Origin of the sequence: Pseudomonas sp. Irchel 3H3, from assembly GCF_900187635.1 — a bacterium.
Taxonomy (GTDB): Bacteria; Pseudomonadota; Gammaproteobacteria; order Pseudomonadales; family Pseudomonadaceae; genus Aquipseudomonas.
The window spans coordinates 163421-177403 of record NZ_FYEC01000004.1 but is presented as its reverse complement, the minus strand read 5'-3'; the positions used below and the strand labels follow the sequence as shown (position 1 = coordinate 177403).

Sequence of the window (13983 nt, the reverse complement as noted above, 5' to 3'; positions counted from 1 at the left end):
GGCCTGCACCCACCGCCCCCACGGGTATGGAGTGTGGCGAATTCGAATTCGTTCTTTTTTTACAATCATCACAACGCAGGGAGTCTGGCCATCTGGCCGTCAGAACAAATCCCCCAAGGGCTTTGATCTGGATCAAGCAACGATCAAAGAGTAGTCGCATTTTCAGCGACAGAGCGTGTGGTCTATTGCCGCGTGACAGGTTGCCTCAGGACCCTGGCGCGCCAATCCAGGCGATCGCCGCAACCTTTAGTTACAACTTGATGATAGGCTCAGCTTTTTCCCCACCAGACCTGTCCACCGATGCCCAGCCCAGAGCCCCTGCTGTTACGCTATCACCGCCCTTTCCTTGCGTTCTGGCTGGCGCGGATTTTCACCGCCAGCGGTTTCCAGATGCTCACAGTGGCCATTGGCTGGAACCTCTACCAGCTCACTGGCAACGTGCTGGACCTGGGGTTGGTCGGGCTGGTGGAGTTCGCTCCGCGGGTACTGTTCATGCTGCACACCGGGCATGTGGCTGACCGCTATGACCGGCGCAAGGTCGCGGCCCTCTGCCAGTCCTTGCAGGCTTTGATCGCCCTGGCCCTGACCATCGGCAGCGCCACCGACCAGGTGACCCGCGAGCTGATCTTCATCCTCGCCTTCCTGCTGGGCGCTGCCCGCTCGTTCGAGATGCCCACCACCCAGGCCCTGCTCCCCAGCATCGTGCCCACGGCCTTGTTCCCGCGTGCGGTGGCGGCGGCACAGTCGGCGCAACAGTCGGCCACCATCATCGCCCCGGCCTTGGGCGGCCTGCTCTACGCCTTTGGCAGCGTCTGGGTCTATGGGCCGACGGTGCTCTTGTACGTCATCGCCTGCACCCTGATGCTCAACCTGCCAGCGCGGCAAACCCCGCTGAACAAAGGCAAGGCCACCCTGGATTCACTGCTGGCCGGCGTTCGCTTCATCCGCAGTCGCCCGGACATTCTCGGGGCGATTTCCCTGGACCTGTTCGCGGTACTGCTGGGCGGCGCCACCGCGCTGTTGCCGGTGTTCGCCAAGGACATCCTGCTGACCGGGCCATGGGGCCTGGGGCTGCTGCGCTCGGCACCGGCAGTGGGCGCCCTGCTGATGTCACTCTGGCTGGCGCGGTTTGCCGTGGAGCGCAAAGTCGGACGGGTGATGTTTACCGCCGTCGGCGTGTTCGGCGTGGCGACCATTGCCTTTGGCCTGTCGACCTCATTCTGGTTCTCGTTGGCGGTGCTGGTGGTGCTGGGGGCGGCGGACATGATCAGCATGGTGATCCGCGCCTCTTTTGTGCAACTGGAAACCCCGGATGAAATGCGCGGCCGGGTCAGCGCCGTGAACGGCTTGTTCATCGGCGCTTCGAACCAGTTGGGTGAATTCGAATCCGGCCTGACGGCGCACTGGTTCGGCACTGTGCCAGCGGTGGTCATGGGCGGAGTTGGCACGCTGTTGGTCACCGGCACCTGGATCAAGCTGTTCCCGACCCTGGCCCAGCGTGATCGCATGCATGTGCCGGTGGCTGCCCCCGAGAATTCGCCGACCGTAGCTAAGCCAGCAACTCCCGCGCCACCGCCAGCTTGACTGCCCTGCCGCACAGTTGCTCCAGCAATTGCAGGGCAAATGGGAGGGCCGCCGCCGAACCCTGGGCGGTAATGCAGTTGCCGTCGACCACCACCGGCTGATCGACGAAGGTGCAGCCCAGCAGTTGCTGACTGACGGCCGGCAGGCAGGTCATGCGGCGTTGGCGCAATACGCCGAAGGCCTGCAGGGCAAGCGCCGGCGATTCGGCGATGGCGGCGAACAGTCGGCCGGCGGCGGCCTGGTCCTTGAGCAATTGCTGCAGCGGCTGATGGGCGGCCAGGTGCTTGCCGCCGACGGCGCCGCCAGGCAGGACAATCAGGTCGAAGGGTTGCGCCAGCACGTCCACCAGCATCGCATCGGCGGTCAGGCGTGTGCCCCGGGCGCACGTCAGCATGCGCCGCGCCTCGATGCTGGCCACTACCACTTCGACGTTCGCCCGGCGCAGCACGTCGATCAGGGTGACGCTTTGCAGGTCGTCGATGCCCTCGGCAAGGGTAATCAGGGCTCTAAAGGTCATGGTCGGTGTCCACAGGGTGATCCTTAAAGCGTAGTCACCTTTACTGACAGGCGTTCAAGTCCCCCGCACGCCAGCGCCCATTACTTGATGTAGATCTGGGTCGACAGGGTGTTGGCCGGCGCGTTGATCGATGAATTGCGGAACGTGAAAGTGCCACGCTGCTTGCCGGCCATATCGAAGATATAGAGGTAGCCGACGATCTTGCTGACCATGCCGGCGCATTCCGTCAGGTCGCCATTATCAAAGGCACATACCCGGGTGCGCACGCCATCGATGTCCGCGCCATCCAGCCCGGCCTGGGGTGAACGGCCATAACCGACCTCCAGCACGTAGATCTTGATGTTCGGCCCTTCGTGATCACAGCTGGTTTGTGCCTGCCCAGGACTGATGTCCTCCATGCCGCAGGACGGCGACTGGACCTTAAGCACCTTGATTTCGCTCAACGGCGGTGCGGAAGCCGCCTCGGCCATCTGCATGCCGGACAACAAGGCGCCAAACACGCCCACCACCAGAGCCAACCCGCGTTTTTTAGAAGACATGACCACTCCCGAAACCAGCGCGCAGTATGCCCCACCCGTCTCAAAGGCAAAACATCGCCGACGATCGCAGCCATAGCCCCAAGCTGCTGGTATGATGCGCGGCTTTTTCCGACCGACAGAAAAATCCCGGGCGCCTGCTGTGGTCTGTGCTTTGCTGTTCAAGTCGATACATTCACGGCGCAAGATGCGCCACGGGGAGCAGACATGCTGGAAAGGCTGTTTCAACTCAAGGCACACAACACCAACGTGCGCACCGAGATTCTTGCGGGCGTCACGACCTTCCTGGCCATGGCCTACATTTTGTTCGTCAACCCGAGCATCCTCGGCGAGACAGGCATGGACAAGGGCGCAGTGTTTGTCGCGACCTGCCTGGCGGCCGCCATCGGCTCCACCGTGATGGGCCTGATCGCCAACTACCCGATCGCGCTGGCACCGGGCATGGGCCTGAACGCCTTCTTCACCTACACCGTGGTCCTGCACATGGGCCACACCTGGCAAGTGGCGCTGGGTGCGGTATTCATTTCGGCGGTGCTGTTCTTCCTGCTGTCGATCTTCCGCATCCGCGAATGGATCATCAACAGTATCCCGCTGCCGCTGCGTTCGGCGATTGCCGCCGGTATCGGCCTGTTCCTGGCCCTGATTGCCCTGCACAACGCAGGCATTGTGGTCAGCAACCCGGCGACCATGGTCGGCCTCGGTGACTTGAAGCAACCGGCTCCGATCCTCGCGACCCTGGGCTTTGCCCTGATCGTGGCCCTTGAAGCCCTGAAAGTACGCGGTGCAGTGCTGATCGGCATCCTGACCGTGACCATCGCCTCCATCGCCCTGGGGTTCACCCCGTTCGGCGGCGTAGTGTCGATGCCACCCTCCCTGGCGCCGACCTTCCTGCAACTGGACATCAAGGGCGCCCTGGACATCGGTCTGGTCAGCGTGATCTTCGCCTTCCTGTTCGTCGACCTGTTCGACAACTCCGGCACCCTGATCGGCGTCGCCAAGCGCGCCGGCCTGATGGGCAAGGACGGCCACATGCCGAAAATGGGCCGGGCGCTGATCGCCGACAGTACGGCGGCCATGGCCGGTTCCCTGCTGGGCACCTCGACCACCACCAGCTACATCGAATCGGCAGCGGGCGTCAGCGCCGGCGGCCGGACCGGCCTCACCGCCGTGGTCGTGGCCATCCTGTTCCTGCTGGCGCTGTTCTTCTCGCCACTGGCTGCCAGCGTTCCGGCCTTCGCCACCGCGCCGGCCCTGCTGTTCGTCGCCGTGCTGATGACTTCCGGCCTGGCGGAAATAGACTGGGATGACATCACCGTGGCTGCGCCCGTGGTGATCACCGCCCTGGCGATGCCTTTCACTTACTCCATCGCCAACGGCATTGCCTTCGGTTTCATCGCCTGGACCGCAATCAAACTGCTGTCCGGTCGTGGCCGTGAGCTGAACCCGGCGCTGGTGATTCTCTCCATTCTGTTCGTGATCAAGTTGGGTTGGTTCAACGCATGACATTCGATTCCCAGGCTTACGCCGCTCAGCTCGAAGACAAGGTCACGCGCCTGCGCGACCTGCTGGCCCCGTTCGATGCCCCGCAACCTGCGGTGTTCGACTCGCCGCTGGCCAACTTCCGCCTGCGCGCCGAATTCCGCCTGTGGCGCGAAGCCGGCGAGCGGCACTACGCAATGTTTTCCCAGGAAGACAAGCGCACGCCGATCCTGATCGAAGAGTTCCCGATCGCCAGCCTGCGCATCAACCAGTTGATGCCGCAGCTCAAGGCCGCCTGGCAAGCCAGCGCAGCCTTGAGCCACAAGCTGTTCCAGGTGGAGTTCCTGACCACCCTGGCGGGCGACGCGATGATCACCCTGTGCTACCACCGCCCGCTCGATGAGCACTGGCATGCGGCGGCCAGCCAGTTGGCTGCCGACTTGAATGTCAGCGTGATCGGTCGCTCCAAGGGTAAGCGCGAAGTGATCGGCCAGGATTATGTGGTCGAGAAACTCGAAGTCGGTGGGCGTACCTTCAGCTATCGCCAACCCGAGGGGGCATTCACCCAGCCCAACGGCACGGTGAACCAGAAGATGCTCAACTGGGCGTATGACGCCCTGGGCGAGCGCCCGGACGATCTGCTGGAACTGTATTGCGGCAATGGCAACTTCACCCTGCCCCTGGCGACCCGCGTAGGCAAAGTGCTGGCAACCGAAATCAGCAAGACCTCGGTCAATGCTGCGCTGAGCAACCTCAGCGAAAATGCGGTGGACAACGTCACCCTGGTACGCCTATCCGCTGAAGAGTTGACCGAAGCCTTGAACGAAGTGCGCCCGTTCCGTCGCCTGCACGGTATCGACTTGAAGAGCTACGCGTTCGGCAGCGTGTTCGTCGATCCACCGCGCGCGGGCATGGACCCGGACACCTGCGAGCTGACCCGACGCTTCGACAACATCCTGTACATCTCATGTAACCCAGAGACCTTGGCAGCCAACATCGCCCAGTTGCACGACACTCATCGCATCACCCGCTGCGCGCTGTTCGATCAATTCCCGTGGACCCACCACATGGAATCCGGGGTCTTGCTGACCCGTCGTTGATCGCTGATCACGCTCCACAAAAAAGCCGTCCCGAGGACGGTTTTTTTGTGCCTGCTCACAGCGTCGTATCGACCTTGCGCGGCCGCCCACCCTTGCGGCCATTGGCACGGGCAGCGTCGGCCTTGGCGGCGCTGCTCTGGCGACCATTGCGGCTGGCGATGAGCGAGGCGGCCATGTCCATCAGCGGTTTGCTTGCCAGAATCAGTCCGGCGATGGACACCTGCAGGTCCTTGCGCTCATGGCAGAGCGCCGTACCGCCGAACCCGACCTGCAAATCCGCGAAGTCGCTGCTGTCCAAGCCAGTGAACTCGGGGTAATTGTGCACGGGCAGCAGCACGGCACTGCCATCCTCGAAGCCGATCGACAGGTGTTGCCCCACAAGGCTCACGCACTGGGCGCAAATGCCGCTACGACGCACCTCGCCGCGCTCGATGGCTTCGTCCACGACCGTCTCTGTCAGCGGCCGGTCCGCAGGGGTCTTGGCTTGTATCCTTTTCATAATTCAATCTCCACGCCTTCACAGGCGCCCACTAACTCCATCAGGGTTGTATTGCCCTTGAGGTCATAACGCGCCGAAGCAATACGCCGGATCACCTTGGGGTTACGGTTGATCAGCACCATTTCATTGGCCTGACTATCCCACAGCTGATTGCGCAGACAGGTCGTATGCAGCTTCACCCACCAGACACAACGCGCTCGGCGCAAATGAGCAGCTTGTTTGAGTGTCTGGCGCAGGCCCTCCAACACCGCCAGCGGCGGCCTTCGCGATAGCGGGGTGACATCCAGGAGCTCTACGCCGTTGTGCCAGAAGCTGAACACAAAGCGCGCACCCCAGGCGCCACCATCGACATGTACGTGGGGCGGACAGTGCTCATCGCGCAACATGATCACCAGCGACAGTCCTTTGTAGCTGCATATCTTCATGCTAACCCATCCGTTAGGTTTTTGAGCTGAAGTTTCCCACCGCTCCTTGAGATCCCGACCGAAGGCAATCTTTCACCCGCGGCAAATCCCACCTCAGGCTAGTTCTGCCTAGGCGATAACACCTGCCATGCAGGGGAGAAATGGGTAAGCAATCTTTGCTGCGCCCACCAGGGGCTTGGACAGCGCTCGGGTAAACGGTGTCCTGGGCGGATACCGGAGCCAAAGCCCCTCACCACAGCTCAGGCCTGCAGGTAGCGCAACACCGACTCACAGATCATCTGCCGATGACGCTGCTTGATCGCCGCATCGGGCAGGTCGATCTGGAAGATCTCACCGACGGTGTGGCGGTTCGACACTCGGTAGAAACAGAACGAGGTGATCAGCAGATGCACGTCCAACGGGTTGAGTCCGTCACGGAACACTCCCTCCACGACCCCGCGCCGCAGTATCCCCCCCAGTGCATCGAGGATGGTGCTGTTCATCGCCTTGATCGCCTCGGAGTGCTTCACGTACTCGGCGTTGTGAATATTCTCGATGCTGACAATGCGCACGAAATCGACATTACGATCATGGTGATCGAAGGTGAACTCCACCAGCCGCTGGATGGCTTCACGCGGCGCGAGCTCGGCGAGTTGCAAGCGATTCTCGGTACTGCGGATATCCCCGTAGAGTTTCTCCAGCACCTCGACGTAGAGCTGCTCCTTACTCCCGAAGTAGTAATAGATCATGCGCTTGGAGGTATGGATTCGTTCCGCGATGGCATCCACTCGCGCCCCGGACAGCCCCTGCTGGACGAACTCGACAATGGCTTCTTGAAGGATGTTCTCGCGGGTCTTTTCCGGATTGTTCTTGCGACTCTTGCGCGGCTCGAGCGCTGCCGCTTCGGGCGCTACGGTAAGGTCTGTGGTCATTCTCATTCCGGGCTCGTGGCCGACGCTGCAGAGGCTGGCGATTATGGGCCGCTCGATGCAGCGAAGGAAGCATCGCTACCACCTATAGCCCCCCCGCTTACGATTTCAATACAACTTGCCCCGGCGCACCCCCGCGCTGTCGCTCACCTGCGTTTACACATTGCCCGTCACCCTCCGTGCCATAGCTGGTGTATGCAGACACCAGGCAATGAATGCCGCTCAACTCACAAGGAATGTCGACATGTTATGGAACAAAGCCCGTCCCAGCGATAACGTTACGGATACCCGCAAATCCTCCTCCAAGCGCTTCCCCCCCGGCAAGAAACTCGGGATCGCCTTCGGTGCTGTCGCCCTCTCGGGGGTTGTGGCGTTGGGCAGCCTGATTTCCACCCAGGAGGCTGACCCGCCAGAGCCCCCCGTGACCGAAGTCACGCCGGTACACACCGATGACCCCGACCTGGCGTTCGTGCGCGCCGTGCTCGGGGATACCGAGGACACATGGAGAGCCCAGTTTCTAACCCTGGACCAGCCCTACCCTGAACCCACCATGATCCTCTTCGAGCAGGGTGTGGCTTCCGCCTGCGGTTACGCCTCGTCGGCGGTCGGGCCGTTCTATTGCCCTGACAGTCAGGTGCTGTACCTGGACTTGGGATTTTTCCGCAAAATGGCCCAGCAGATGCCCAACTTCGGCGAGTTTGCCCAGGCCTATGTGATCGCCCACGAAATCGGGCATCACGTGCAGACCCGCCTGGGGTTATCCCGGCCCTTCGACGAAGCCCTGGCTGCCGGCCAACTCACCGCCGGTGACAACGGCCTGGAAGTGCGCGCCGAACTGCAGGCCGACTGCCTGGCGGGCGTCTGGGCGCACCATGCCCAGCAACGCCTGAACTGGCTGGAGCCAGGCGATATGCAAGCCGCGCTGGAAGCGGCTGCGGTGTTCGGCGACGATTACCAGCGCGGGAACCAAACGACCGGCCCGATGCCTGAGACTTTCACTCACGGGACGTCTGTGCAGCGCGTGCGCTGGTTCGAGCGCGGTTTCGAGCAAGGTCGCATCGAACAGTGCGACACCTTCTCGGCCAATCCGCTGTAGCACGGCAGCGTCGCACATCGAATGCCATACTACCTTTCGTCCGACATCGTCTGACGACCGGACTGGCGACTATCCCACTCACCAGCAACACTCACACCACGCGTAATCAGAGGATTCCCACATGTTATGGAAAAAAGGCCGCCGCAGTGACAACGTGGTGGATGCCCGGGGTGAGGGTGGTGGTGGTGGCGGAGGCATGCGTTTTGGCGGGGGCAAGGGGCTGAGCCTGACGGCCATCGTGCTGATCGTCGGGATCGGCTGGATCACCGGGCAGGACCCGATGCAGATTCTCGGGCAACTGGCCGGGCAAATGGACCAACAGTCAGCCCCTGCCACCACCCAAACCCGCAAGGCGCCGCCGGCCAATGACGAGCAGGCGGAATTTGTGGCGCGAATCCTCGGTGACACCGAAGACACCTGGGGCCAGATCTTTCAACAAGCCGGGCGCCAGTACGCGGCGCCCAAGCTGATGCTGTTCAGCGGTCGGGTCAACTCGGCCTGCGGCGGTGCTTCGGCGGCGACCGGGCCGTTCTACTGCCCGGCGGATCAAAGGGTGTACCTGGACATGAGCTTCTTCCAGGAAATGTCCCAGCGTTTCGGCGCGGCCGGCGACTTCGCCCAGGCGTATGTCATCGCTCACGAAGTTGGCCACCACGTGCAGACCCTGCTCGGGGTATCCGCCAAGATCCAGGCTGCGCGCCAGCAAGGACAACGCATGGAAGGTGATGGCGGGCTGCTGGTGCGCCAGGAATTACAGGCCGACTGCCTGGCCGGGGTCTGGGCCAACCATGCGCAGAAACGTTTGAACTGGCTTGAGCCGGGGGACATAGAAGAAGCGATGAACGCCGCCAACGCGATCGGCGACGACCGTTTGCAGCAACAGGGTCAAGGTCGCGTGGTCCCGGATTCATTTACCCATGGTACTTCGGCGCAACGCGTGCGCTGGTTCAAGACTGGCTTCGCCCAAGGCCAGATCAATCAATGCGACACCTTTGCCGCGAAGAGTCTCTGAATGGCAAAACCCTGGCTGGCGGTATTTGTTCTGTCACTGGGGTGCTGATCATCCTCCATGGAGGTTTGCACAACGCCCGTAGAGGATCAGGCTGCAAGCAAATTGCGCAACGCCACACAGTCGACGGCGTGCCAGTCGGTCAATTCCGGCCATGGATTGTCCGGTAGATTCACCAGCACCGTGCGCGTGCCCGCCGCACGACCGCAATCGAGGTCAAACCGGTAGTCACCGACCATCACCATATTGCCAGGTGCAACATCCCAGGCCTGGGCCAGTTTCAGCAATCCACCGGGATCGGGCTTGGGCGGCGCATCGTCGCGGCCCAGGACATCCTCGACCGCAAAGCAGTCCGCCAAGCCAATCGCCTGGAGCGTGATATGGGCCAGTTCCCGCGCATTGCGGGTGAGGATGCCCAGGCGATAACCACGCCCGGCCAACTCACGCACCAGCTCGACGGCGCCAGGGGCCGGCTGCGAACCCAGCGCCAGGTCCCGTTCGTGTTCCAGCAGCCAGGCATGCTTGGCCGCGGCTTCGGCGGCGGGCAACGCCGCGAGATGGGTCAGGATGTCGTGCTCGGGGGGAATCGCCAAGGCCTGGCGAATCGCCGCAAAATCATGCACGGCCACCGTCAGGGTGCCGTCCATGTCGAACACCCAGTGGCGTACCTGCGCCAGGCTCATGCCCAATCCTTACGGTGGCGAATCAGGCCTTCCTGGGTCACCGAGGCCACCAGTTTGCCGGCGCGGTTGAACACGCTGCCGCGAGTAAAGCCCCGGGAGTTGCCGGCCCACGGGCTGTCCATGGCGTACAGCAGCCAATCATCGGCACGCACGTCGGCGTGGAACCACAATGCGTGGTCGAGGCTGGCAACCTGCATGTCTTTTTGCCAGACCGATTTGCCGTGGGGCAGCAATGAAGTGACCAGCAGGCCGAAGTCGGAGGCGTAGGCCAGCAGATACTTGTGCAGCGCCGGCGAGTCGGCCAGCGCACCGTCGGCGCGAAACCAGACGTACTTGACCGGGTCGGCCGGCTGCGGATTGTAGGGATCACTGTCGGTTACCGGACGGAACTCGATCGGCTTGGCGCACAGCAGTTTTTCGCGCATGTGTTCGGGGATCAGGTGCGCGCGTTGCTGGGTCAGTTCCAGCTCCGAGGGCAGGTTTTCCGGACCGACCACCTGGGGCATCGCGCTCTGATGGTCGAAGCCCTCTTCGTCGTACTGGAACGACGCGCTGCAGGTGAAGATCGGCTGGCCCTTCTGGATCGCGGTCACCCGGCGGGTGCTGAAGCTACCGCCGTCGCGGACCCGGTCCACCTGGTAGACCACCGGCAAACCGGCGTCGCCCGGACGCAGGAAATAACCGTGCAGCGAATGCACGTGACGCGCTTCTTCAACGGTCTGGCTGGCCGCCGACAGGGACTGGCCCAGCACCTGGCCGCCGAACAACTGACGAAAACCCAAGTCCTGGCTACGGCCGCGAAACAGGTTCTCTTCGATCGGTTCCAGGGTCAGCAAGTCGACCAGATCTTCCAGCACTTGGCTCATTCAGACTCTCCTCACACAGAGCAATGCCGCGCAGTCTTGGCTGCGGCGGTCGATTCAGGTTTTGGCCCGGGCCAACATTGCGCACATTGTAAACATCCCGGCCAGCTTATCCATGCAAGGTTTCCAACCATTGCTCACGGGTGATGCGGTACAACACGTGGCTGCGCAGCGGATGACCGGCTTGCAGCGTGGGATGCTGGAAATCGCCTGCCGGGTCAGGGTGCATGCCAATGGCCTGCATGACTTTCTGAGACGGCAGGTTGGCCTCGGTGGTAAAGGCCACCACCTGATCCAGCAGCAAGCGGTCAAAGCCGCAGCGCAGAGCGGTCCAGGCCGCTTCGCTGGCATACCCAAGGCCCCAGTGTTCGCGGGCCAGGCGCCAAGCGATTTCGGTGGCTGGGGTGAACGGGGCGTCAAACCCGACCACCCCCAAGCCGGTAAATCCGATGAATGCACCATTGTCCTTGCGCTGCAGCGCCCACGGACCAAAACCGTGCTCAGCAAAATGTCCGCGGATTCGCCCGATCAATGCAGCGCTTTCCAGGCGACTCAAGGGTGCCGGGAAGTAGCGCATGACTTGCGGGTCGGCGCACATCGCGGCAAATTCCGGCAAGTCCTCATCACGCCACTGGCGCATCAGCAGCCGCGCGCTCTCAAGTTCCAGTATCGGCTCCATCGCTCCCCTCCGTTTCCCTGCATACAAGTCTAGATCGCTGGTAGGATCCTTCACTTCGTCACTCCACGCCACGAACCGACCATGCCCCTGCCGCTGATTTACCACGAAGACTACAGCCCCGAGTTTCCAGCGGAACATCGTTTCCCCATGGACAAGTTCCGACTGCTGCGCGATCACTTGGTGGACAGTGGCCTGACCGAGGACCAGCACCTGCTGCGTCCACAGATTTGCCCGGCAGACGTACTGGCCCTGGCCCACGACCCCGGCTATATCGAACGCTACATGAGCGGCGAGTTGTCCCGCGAAGACCAACGGCGCCTCGGCCTGCCCTGGAACGAAGCCCTGGCCCGGCGCACCGTGCGGGCGGTCGGCGGCTCCCTGCTGGCCGCCGAACAGGCGCTGGCACATGGCATGGCCTGCCACCTGGCGGGCGGTACCCACCACGCCCACTACGATCACCCCGCCGGCTTCTGCATCTTCAACGACCTGGCGGTAATCAGCCATTACCTGCTGGCAAGCGGACGGGTTTCACGGGTGTTGATCTTCGACTGTGACGTGCATCAGGGCGACGGCACGGCGCGGATTCTGCAACATACCCCGGACGCGGTGACGGTTTCCCTGCATTGCGAAAAGAATTTTCCCGCACGCAAGGCCGACAGCGACTGGGACATTCCGCTGCCCATGGGCATGGGCGATGCCGAGTACCTCAAGGTGGTCGATGACGCGCTCAACTACCTGCTGCCGCTCTACCAGCCGGACCTGGTGCTGTACGACGCCGGGGTCGATGTACACAAGGACGACGCCCTGGGATATCTGAAGCTGACCGATGCCGGGGTCGCCGCCCGCGATGAGGCCGTATTGCGCCACTGCCTGGGCCGCGACATCGCGGTGATGGGCGTGATTGGCGGCGGCTACAGCAAAGACCGTGAGGCCCTGGCTCGGCGTCACGGCATCCTCCATCACAGTGCGCAACGGGTCTGGCAGTCATCAGGCTGTCATTGAGTTGTGGATGCTTTACCCACAATGCCTGTGGAACGGCCTGTGGATAACCTGAGTGAAAGGACCTGCAAGCCCTGTCCACTATGGCCTACAAGCCACTGATCATTTTTCAACCAACGCCCTAGAACCGCCGAGCCCCTGTAGCAGCTGCCGAGCCCGCGAGGCTGCGTTCGGCTGCGCAGCAGCCGCCAGACTCAACGCACCCGGCGAGGACTGCCTCCTCGAACGCAGCCTCGCGGGGCTCGACAGCTGCTACGGGGGGCTTGTGGTGCTGCTAGAATACGCGGCCTTTCGAGCCGAATCGCAGTGCATGCCATGAGCCAACCCGTCGCCCACCCTCCCCAGCACGTCGCCATCATCGGTGGCGGCCCTGCCGGCTTGATGGCCGCCGAGGTGCTGAGCCAGGCCGGGGCCAGGGTCGACCTCTACGACGCCATGCCGTCGGTGGGCCGCAAGTTCCTGCTGGCCGGTGTCGGCGGCATGAACATCACCCACTCCGAAGCCTACCCGGCGTTCCTTGCACGCTACGCCGCACGCGCCCCGCACATCGCCCCGCTGTTGCGCGGCTTCGATGCCCCCGCGCTGTGTGATTGGATTCACGGCCTGGGGATAGAAACGTTCGTCGGCAGTTCCGGCCGGGTCTTTCCCACCGACATGAAAGCCGCCCCGCTGCTGCGTGCCTGGCTCAAGCGCCTGCGCGATGGCGGAGTAGTTATCCACACCCGCCATCGCTGGCTAGGCTGGAATCCGGACGGCAGCCTGCGCATTGCCAATCCGGACGGCGAACAGAAGATCAATCCCGACGCCCTGTTACTGGCACTCGGTGGCGGCAGTTGGGCGCGACTGGGCTCCGATGGCGCCTGGATGTTGCCCCTGGAACAACGCGGAGTCGCCCTGGCGCCTTTGAGACCGAGCAACTGCGGGTTCGAGGTGACCGCCTGGAGTGAGTTGATGCTCAGCAAATTTGCCGGCGCGCCGCTGAAAAACATCGCCATCGGCTTGAATGACGATGTCCCGCGCCTGGGGGAATGCGTGATCACCGCTACCGGGGTTGAGGGCAGCCTGATCTATGCCTTGTCCGCGCCGATCCGCGATGCCATTGAGCAGCAGGGGTCGGCCACTGTGCACCTGGATCTACTGCCCGGGCGCCCTGTGGATAAAATCCACGCAGCGCTGAGCAAGCCGCGCGGCTCCCGTTCCATGGCCAAACATCTACACAGTCAGTTGGGCCTGGATGGCGTCAAGGCCGCGCTGCTGCGCGAGCTGACACCGAGCGAGTCATTCGCCGATCCGTTGGCGCTGGCAAACGCCATCAAGGCGCTGCCGCTGACACTGGTCAAGGCCAGGCCCTTGGACGAAGCCATCAGCAGCGCCGGCGGCGTGACGTTCGAAGCGATGGATGAACAATTGATGCTCAAGGCATTGCCCGGCGTGTTCTGCGCAGGCGAAATGCTCGATTGGGAAGCGCCGACCGGCGGCTATCTGCTGACCGCCTGTTTCGCCAGTGGGCGTGCGGCCGGGTTGGGGATGGTGCAGTGGCTGAGGAGCAGCTACAAGCCGTGAGCTTCGAGCTTCGAGCTTGAAGCTCGAGGCTCGTAGCTCGTAG

The 13983-nt window shown here is 62.8% G+C and carries 15 protein-coding genes; 7 read left to right on the top strand and 8 right to left on the bottom strand.

All coding sequences use genetic code 11. The annotated features are described in order from the left end of the window. The first annotated feature begins 300 nt into the window (after positions 1–300). Positions 301–1584, top strand: a complete 1284-nt coding sequence (locus tag CKW24_RS07020) for an MFS transporter (RefSeq protein ID WP_256585411.1) — start codon at positions 301–303, stop codon at positions 1582–1584. Here the strand turns inward: CKW24_RS07020 and CKW24_RS07015 are convergent. Continuing rightward, entirely contained in the window at positions 1550–2101 is a 552-nt protein-coding gene (locus CKW24_RS07015) for a DJ-1 family glyoxalase III (protein WP_095166420.1), read from the bottom strand. The genes CKW24_RS07020 and CKW24_RS07015 overlap by 35 nt on opposite strands. Positions 2102–2181: 80 nt before the next feature. Then, positions 2182–2640, bottom strand: coding sequence for a DUF4879 domain-containing protein (locus CKW24_RS07010; protein ID WP_095166418.1), 459 nt, complete (start codon positions 2638–2640; stop codon positions 2182–2184). A 204-nt stretch (positions 2641–2844) separates the two neighbouring features. Here CKW24_RS07010 and CKW24_RS07005 point away from each other — a divergent pair, with 204 nt between their 5' ends. Then, positions 2845–4140, top strand: a complete 1296-nt coding sequence (locus tag CKW24_RS07005; RefSeq protein ID WP_095166416.1) for an NCS2 family permease — start codon at positions 2845–2847, stop codon at positions 4138–4140. Further along, positions 4137–5216 carry a tRNA (uridine(54)-C5)-methyltransferase TrmA gene (gene trmA, locus CKW24_RS07000; protein WP_095166414.1) on the top strand — a complete coding sequence of 360 codons (1080 nt, stop codon included), beginning with the start codon at positions 4137–4139 and terminating at the stop codon, positions 5214–5216. The genes CKW24_RS07005 and trmA overlap by 4 nt, the downstream gene beginning before the upstream one ends. A 55-nt stretch (positions 5217–5271) precedes the next feature. On the opposite strand, the gene CKW24_RS06995 is transcribed toward trmA, so the two are convergent. The 3 genes from CKW24_RS06995 to CKW24_RS06985 all read right to left on the bottom strand — a co-directional run bounded on the left by CKW24_RS06995 (position 5272) and on the right by CKW24_RS06985 (position 7057). After that, positions 5272–5715: a DUF2442 domain-containing protein gene (locus tag CKW24_RS06995; protein WP_095166412.1), complete on the bottom strand. Its 444-nt coding sequence runs from the start codon at positions 5713–5715 to the stop codon at positions 5272–5274. Further along, positions 5712–6140 carry a DUF4160 domain-containing protein gene (locus tag CKW24_RS06990; protein ID WP_095166410.1) on the bottom strand — a complete coding sequence of 143 codons (429 nt, stop codon included), beginning with the start codon at positions 6138–6140 and terminating at the stop codon, positions 5712–5714. Before CKW24_RS06990 ends, CKW24_RS06995 begins: the two co-directional genes overlap by 4 nt. A gap of 239 nt (positions 6141–6379) precedes the next feature. After that, positions 6380–7057 (bottom strand): TetR/AcrR family transcriptional regulator, encoded by a 678-nt coding sequence (locus CKW24_RS06985; RefSeq protein ID WP_095166408.1) that lies wholly within the window; start codon positions 7055–7057, stop codon positions 6380–6382. A 235-nt stretch (positions 7058–7292) separates the two neighbouring features. On the opposite strand from CKW24_RS06985, the gene CKW24_RS06980 reads away from it, so the two are divergent. Beyond that, a complete protein-coding gene (locus tag CKW24_RS06980) occupies positions 7293–8144 on the top strand; it encodes a neutral zinc metallopeptidase (RefSeq protein WP_095166406.1) in 852 nt (283 codons plus the stop codon). A 121-nt stretch (positions 8145–8265) separates the two neighbouring features. After that, positions 8266–9156 carry a neutral zinc metallopeptidase gene (locus CKW24_RS06975; protein WP_095166404.1) on the top strand — a complete coding sequence of 297 codons (891 nt, stop codon included), beginning with the start codon at positions 8266–8268 and terminating at the stop codon, positions 9154–9156. 86 nt (positions 9157–9242) lie between these two features. On the opposite strand, the gene CKW24_RS06970 is transcribed toward CKW24_RS06975, so the two are convergent. The 3 genes from CKW24_RS06970 to CKW24_RS06960 all read right to left on the bottom strand — a co-directional run bounded on the left by CKW24_RS06970 (position 9243) and on the right by CKW24_RS06960 (position 11378). Further along, positions 9243–9836, bottom strand: a complete 594-nt coding sequence (locus CKW24_RS06970) for an HAD family hydrolase (protein ID WP_095166402.1) — start codon at positions 9834–9836, stop codon at positions 9243–9245. Then, positions 9833–10702: an acyl-CoA thioesterase II gene (gene tesB, locus CKW24_RS06965; RefSeq protein ID WP_095166400.1), complete on the bottom strand. Its 870-nt coding sequence runs from the start codon at positions 10700–10702 to the stop codon at positions 9833–9835. Before tesB ends, CKW24_RS06970 begins: the two co-directional genes overlap by 4 nt. Positions 10703–10808: 106 nt before the next feature. Next, the gene (locus tag CKW24_RS06960) at positions 10809–11378 is read right to left on the bottom strand and encodes a GNAT family N-acetyltransferase (RefSeq protein ID WP_095166398.1); all 570 of its coding nucleotides are present in this window, start codon (positions 11376–11378) and stop codon (positions 10809–10811) included. 81 nt (positions 11379–11459) lie between these two features. Between CKW24_RS06960 and CKW24_RS06955 the strand changes: the two genes are divergently transcribed. Both CKW24_RS06955 and CKW24_RS06950 read left to right on the top strand, forming a co-directional pair. Beyond that, a complete protein-coding gene (locus tag CKW24_RS06955; protein ID WP_095166396.1) occupies positions 11460–12380 on the top strand; it encodes a histone deacetylase in 921 nt (306 codons plus the stop codon). Between the two features lie 312 nt (positions 12381–12692). Beyond that, on the top strand, positions 12693–13940 hold the full coding sequence (locus tag CKW24_RS06950; RefSeq protein WP_095166394.1) for a TIGR03862 family flavoprotein: 1248 nt from the start codon (positions 12693–12695) through the stop codon (positions 13938–13940). The last annotated feature ends 43 nt before the right edge of the window (positions 13941–13983 follow it).